Raw genomic sequence first — 5,217 nt, forward strand, 5'->3', positions numbered from 1 at the left:
CCGCCGGCACGACGAAGGCCCCGATCCGGCGGGATCGGGGCCTTCGTCGTCGCTGTCTCAACGAGTGTCCGGAGGGGGACTTGAACCCCCACGCCCTATACGGGCACTAGCACCTCAAGCTAGCGCGTCTGCCATTCCGCCACCCGGACAGGGTGTACTCCTGACGGATACGAGGAGCGCTTCTCGGCGCTTCCCGCCCCCTCAGGTGCGGCAGAAAACATAGCACGGAGTGGCGGCCGAGCACGCATCCGCAGGTGGGGGCACACTGGCCAGGACGTCCGGCGGTGCACCGCGGCGGGCACGTCGCCCCAGCAGCGCTCGGAGGTGGGACCCAGGATGGCGGAGCAGAGCGGCGCGGACCGGTACGGCACCGGCAAGGCCGGCGTACCGGCCGGATCCGCGTCACGACGGGTCGCGGGGCAGCGCCGACCGCCCACCGGGATCGCCCCCGACGACGGCGTGCCGCGCTGGCTGCGGAGCTCGGCGGGGATCACCTGGCGGCTGCTCGTGCTGCTCGCCGGCATCGCGCTCGTGTTCTTCGCCACATCGCAGGTGCAGCTGCTGTTCGTGGCCGTGTTCATCGCGTTCGTGTTCACCGCGGTGCTCCGGCCCGTCGTCGAGTTCTACACGCGGGTGATGCCGCGCGGGCTCGCGACGGCGCTCGGCCTGCTCACCGGGTTCCTGGTGCTCGCGGGCATGGTGTTCTACGTCGGCTACTCGGTCGCGAACCAGTGGCAGGCCCTCTCCCGGCAGTTCGGCGACGGCATCGACCAGATCGTCGACTTCCTGGAGAACGGGCCGCTGCCGTTCTCGATCAGCAACGACCAGATCGCCGAGTGGATCGACAACGGCCGGCAGTGGGTGCAGGAGCACGCCGGCGACCTCGCCGGCCAGGTGGCCGCGTCGGCCGGCTCGGTGGTCGAGGTGTTCACCGCGCTCGCGCTGGCGGTGTTCTGCGCGATCTTCTTCCTCGCCCGCGGCAGGGAGATGTGGACCTGGTTCGTCAACCAGCTGCCGTCGTCGGTGCGCGACTCGTGGAAGACCGCGGGCGGCGCCGGCTGGTACACGTTCTCCGGCTACACCCGGGGCACCGTGATCATCGCGGTGACCGACGGCCTGCTCGCGTTCATCCTGCTGTCGATCATCGGCGTCCCGCTCGCCGCGCCCCTGGCCGTGCTGGTGCTGATCGGCGCGTTCATCCCGCTCATCGGCGCCCCGGCGGCCATGGTCATCGCGATGATCGTGGCCCTCGCCGCGAACGGCCCGATTCAGGCGGCGATCGTCGGGATCGGCATCGCGCTGATCGGGCAGTTCGAGGGGCACGTGCTGCAGCCGCTGGTCATGGGCAAGCAGGTGTCGCTGCACCCGGTCGTGGTCGCGCTGGCCGTCACCGGGGGCACCCTGACGGCCGGCATCCTCGGCGCGGTGATCGCGGTGCCGCTGGTGTCGGTGGTGTGGGCGATCTGGTCGAAGTTCCACCAGCCCGACCCGCCGATGGAACCGGAGGAGGCGGACGACGAGGTCCGGCCGGTCGACGAGGACGACGGCGAGGGCGCGGCGGCGGGCTGACGCGGAGGCTCGCGCGGGGGCGTCGAGCAGCGGGGCGTCGCGCAGGCGCGCCGGCTGAGCGGCGCGGCGACCGGGCAGCCCCGCGGCGGTCAGCGCGCGGGTGCCTCTCCCAGCTCCTCGACGGCGGCGGCGAGGGCGCGCACGCCCGCGTCGTCGACCGGGCGGAGCGGCGCCGGCAGCTGGCCCAGGTCGGTGCCGAGGGCCCGCGCGAGCGCGTGCACGGCCCGGGGCCCGCCGAGCGACGCGACGAGCTGGGCGACGGGCGCGAGCCGCGCCATGTGCGCCCGCGCCTCGTCCGCGCGGCCGGCCACGGCGGCGTCCGCCACCGCGACGTACCAGGCCGGCAGCACGCTCGCGAGTCCCGAGTGCCAGGTGCGCGCGCCGGCGATCAGGCCCTCGACGCCGAGCACGTCGCCGCTGCACCCCAGCTCGACGGTCCCCGGCACGGCCGCCGCGAGGGCGGTCACGCGGGCGCGGAGCTCGTCGGCGTCGCTCCCCCGGTCCTTGACCCCGCCGACGCCGGGCACCTGCGCGGCGCGGGCGAGCGTCTCGACCGAGTACCGGAACGTCGTGCTGACCGGGTTGTGGTAGAGCCAGACCGGGGTGCGCGCCGCGTCGGCCACCTCCGTCACCAGGTCGAGGACCTCGTCGTCGGTCAGCGGCAGGTACGCCAGCGTCGGGAGCAGCACCGCCGACGCGCCCGCGCGCTCGGCGACGATCGTGTGCACGACGACCTCGTCGGTGGTGAACGCGCCCACGCCCGCGACGACCGGCACCCGCCCGTCCGCGGCGTCGACGGCGGCCTCGACGACGAGGCGGCGCTCGGCCGCGGTGAGGTAGGGCCAGCCGCCCGTGCTGCCGAGCACGGCGATCCCGGACGCCCCGGCGGCGACCGCGTCGTCGACCAGGCGCTGCAGCGGATCGGCCACCACCTCGCCCTCGGGGCCGCGCGGGGTGGGCAGGTAGGCGACGAGCGATCCGAGGAGGGGCACGGCGGCAGTCTCGCACGGGGGCGCGGCGGCACGAGTGGGTCGCCGGGCGGCTGAGCGCGGCGCTCGGTGGTGGCCCGCGTGCCCGGCGCGCGTCCGCGTGCCGGCCGGGTGACCGGGCGAGCCGGACGCGTGACCGGGCGGACCCGGCGGACCCGGCGGGTGACCGGGCGGTCGGCGGGGTGAGCCGCGCCACCGACGGGCCGTCCTCGGTCACTGGAAGTCCCGGGACGTGGTGGCGATCCCGAGCGACAGCGGCGTCAGGTGCTCGGCGATGAGGTTGGTCGCCCCGTCGGCGCGCTCCAACCGACCGCGCACGACGAGCGCCCGGGAGGTGCGGGCGACCTTCCGGAACCGCTGCCACAGCCCGGTGCTGCACACGATGTTGAGCAGCCCGGTCTCGTCCTCCAGCGACAGGAAGGTGACCCCGCCGGCCGTCCCGGGGCGCTGCCGGTGGGTGACCACGCCCGCGACGGCGACCCGCCGCCCGGCCTCGTGCCGGAACGCCTGCTCGACGCGCAGCACGCCCTGGGCGTCCAGGCCGTCGCGCACGTACTGCGTCGGGTAGGAGTCGACGGTCACGCCGGTGGCCCACACGTCGGCGACGGCGAGCTCGACGGGGCTCATGCCGGGCAGCGTCGGCGCCTGGACCCCCACCGAGACGCCCGGGAGGGTGTCCGGGCCCTCCTGCGCGAGCGCACCGGCCGCCCACAGCGCCTCGCGCCGGGTCACGCCGAGCGACTCCAGCGCGCCGCCGGTGGCCAGCGCCTCGAGCTGGGCGGTGCTGAGCTCGACGCGACGCACCAGGTCCCGGAGGTCGGCGAACGGGCCGTGCGCGTCCCGCTCGGCGACGATCCGCTCGGCGACCTTCTCCCCCACGTTCCGCACGGAGGCGAGGCCGACGCGCACGGCGAGCGAGCGCTCGGGCTCGACCGACGCGGCCGGTGCGCTCGGTGGACTCGGCACCCCGCTCGTGGGCGCCGGGCCGAACGGCGGCGGCACCGCGGCGAACCCGCGCGCCCCGGGCGCCCGCAGCGGCGGCACCGGCGCCGTCCCGGACGGTCGCGGCGTCAGGCGCGGCTCCCCGCCCTCGGGCACGGGCCCGACCCGCTCGACGACGGCCTGCACCCCCGAGCGCTGCACGTCCGGCCGCAGCACCCCGATGCCGTGCCGGCGGGCGTCCGCGACGAGCGACTGCGGCGAGTAGAACCCCATCGGCTGGGCGGCGAGCAGCCCGGCGTAGAACGCGGCGGGGTGGTGCACCTTGAGCCACGAGCTCGCGTAGACCAGGAACGCGAACGAGTAGGCGTGCGACTCCGGGAAGCCGAAGTCGGCGAACGCCTTGAGCTTCTCGTAGACCTCCTCGCGCACGGGCTCCGGGATGCCGTTGCGGGTCATCCCGTCCATGAGCCGGGCGCGCAGCGCCTCCATCTTCTCGATGCTGCGCTTGGAGCCCATGGCGCGCCGGAGCTGGTCGGCCTCGGCGGGCGTGAAGTCGGCGACGTCGATCGCCATCTGCATGAGCTGCTCCTGGAACAGCGGGACGCCGAGGGTGCGCTCCAGGGACTTCTCGAGCCGCGGGTGCGGGTAGGTGATCGGCTGCCGGCCCTGGTAGCGCTCGATATAGGGGTGCACGGACCCGCCCTGGATCGGCCCCGGGCGGATCAGCGCGACCTCCACGACGATCCCGTAGAAGCTCCGCGGCTGCAGGCGTGGCAGGGTGCCCATCTGGGCGCGCGACTCGACCTGGAACACGCCGACGGTGTCGGCGGCGCACAGCAGGTCGTAGACCAGCGGGTCCTCGTTGGGCAGCTGGTGCAGGTGGAGGCGCGGGCCCCCGTGCTTCTCGACCTGGTCGAACGCGAGCCGCAGGGCGGTGAGCATGCCGAGCCCGAGCAGGTCGAACTTCACCAGGCCGGCGTCGGCGCAGTCGTCCTTGTCCCACTGCAGGACGGTGCGACCCTCCATCCGGGCCCACTCGACCGGGCAGACCTCGATGACGGGCCGGTCGCACATGACCATGCCGCCGGAGTGGATGCCGAGGTGCCGGGGCAGGCGCAGGAACCGGTCGGCCAGGTCGATGACCTGCTCGGGGATCTCGTCGAGGTCGCTCGCGGGCGGCGGCCGGTGGGCGGGCACGACGTCGTGGCGGTCGGCGGTGGGCTGGCCCGCCGGGCCGTCGACGTCGTCGTGCCCGGCGGGGCGCCGGGGGGCCTGGGCGGGGGCGGCGCCAGGCTCGTGGTTCCAGCCCCAGACGACGCCGTCGGGATCGCGCTGCGCGGCGGCGTACTGCGCGGCGCGCCGGTCCGCGCGGCTCGGCGGGGACCCGGGCGTCGCGGCGGCGGGCGGCCCGACGGGGGGCGACGACGACGGGCCGGGCCGAGCCGACGGAGGGCTCGGCCGGGTCGACGTCGGCCGGTCGGCGACGCGCTGCGTCGGCGGGGCCACCTGCGCGCCCGCCGCACCGCGGTTCTCCCCCGACCACCAGGGGTGCCGCGGCGCCGGGCCGCGCAGGGTCCCCCAGCGCTCGATCGACTTGCTCCACGCGTCCTGCTGCCCGACGTCGTACCCGAGCGCGCGGGCGGCGTCCCGCACCGCGGACCGGGCGCGGTAGGAGATGACGTTGGCGACCTGCGCGGCGTGGGTGCGGCCGTGCTTG

General features: G+C 75.7%; 3 protein-coding genes and 1 tRNA gene. 1 reads left to right on the forward strand and 3 read right to left on the reverse strand.

Annotation, left to right across the window (positions count from 1 at the left end):
- Nucleotides 1-65: 65 nt before the first annotated feature.
- Nucleotides 66-149: transfer RNA gene (locus VER05_RS08650), tRNA-Leu, on the reverse strand.
- Nucleotides 150-336: 187 nt separating this feature from the next.
- On the opposite strand from VER05_RS08650, the gene VER05_RS08655 reads away from it, so the two are divergent.
- Nucleotides 337-1,569, forward strand: coding sequence for an AI-2E family transporter (locus VER05_RS08655; RefSeq protein ID WP_324844965.1), 1,233 nt, complete (start codon nt 337-339; stop codon nt 1,567-1,569).
- Nucleotides 1,570-1,658: 89 nt separating this feature from the next.
- On the opposite strand, the gene VER05_RS08660 is transcribed toward VER05_RS08655, so the two are convergent.
- Both VER05_RS08660 and VER05_RS08665 read right to left on the reverse strand, forming a co-directional pair.
- Complete coding sequence (locus tag VER05_RS08660; RefSeq protein WP_324844966.1) at nt 1,659-2,561, reverse strand: dihydrodipicolinate synthase family protein; 903 nt, start codon at nt 2,559-2,561, stop codon at nt 1,659-1,661.
- 210 nt (nt 2,562-2,771) lie between these two features.
- On the reverse strand, nt 2,772-5,217 hold a 2,446-nt coding region (locus VER05_RS08665), incomplete at its 5' end, for an OB-fold nucleic acid binding domain-containing protein (protein WP_324844967.1).

The organism is Cellulomonas sp., from assembly GCF_035634735.1.
GTDB lineage: Bacteria > Actinomycetota > Actinomycetes > Actinomycetales > Cellulomonadaceae > Cellulomonas.

Bases quoted from the DNA above. Each gene is read 5' to 3' on its own strand.
- VER05_RS08655 (WP_324844965.1), top strand. From the start codon at position 337: ATGGCGGAGCAGAGCGGCGCGGACCGGTACGGCACCGGCAAGGCCGGC.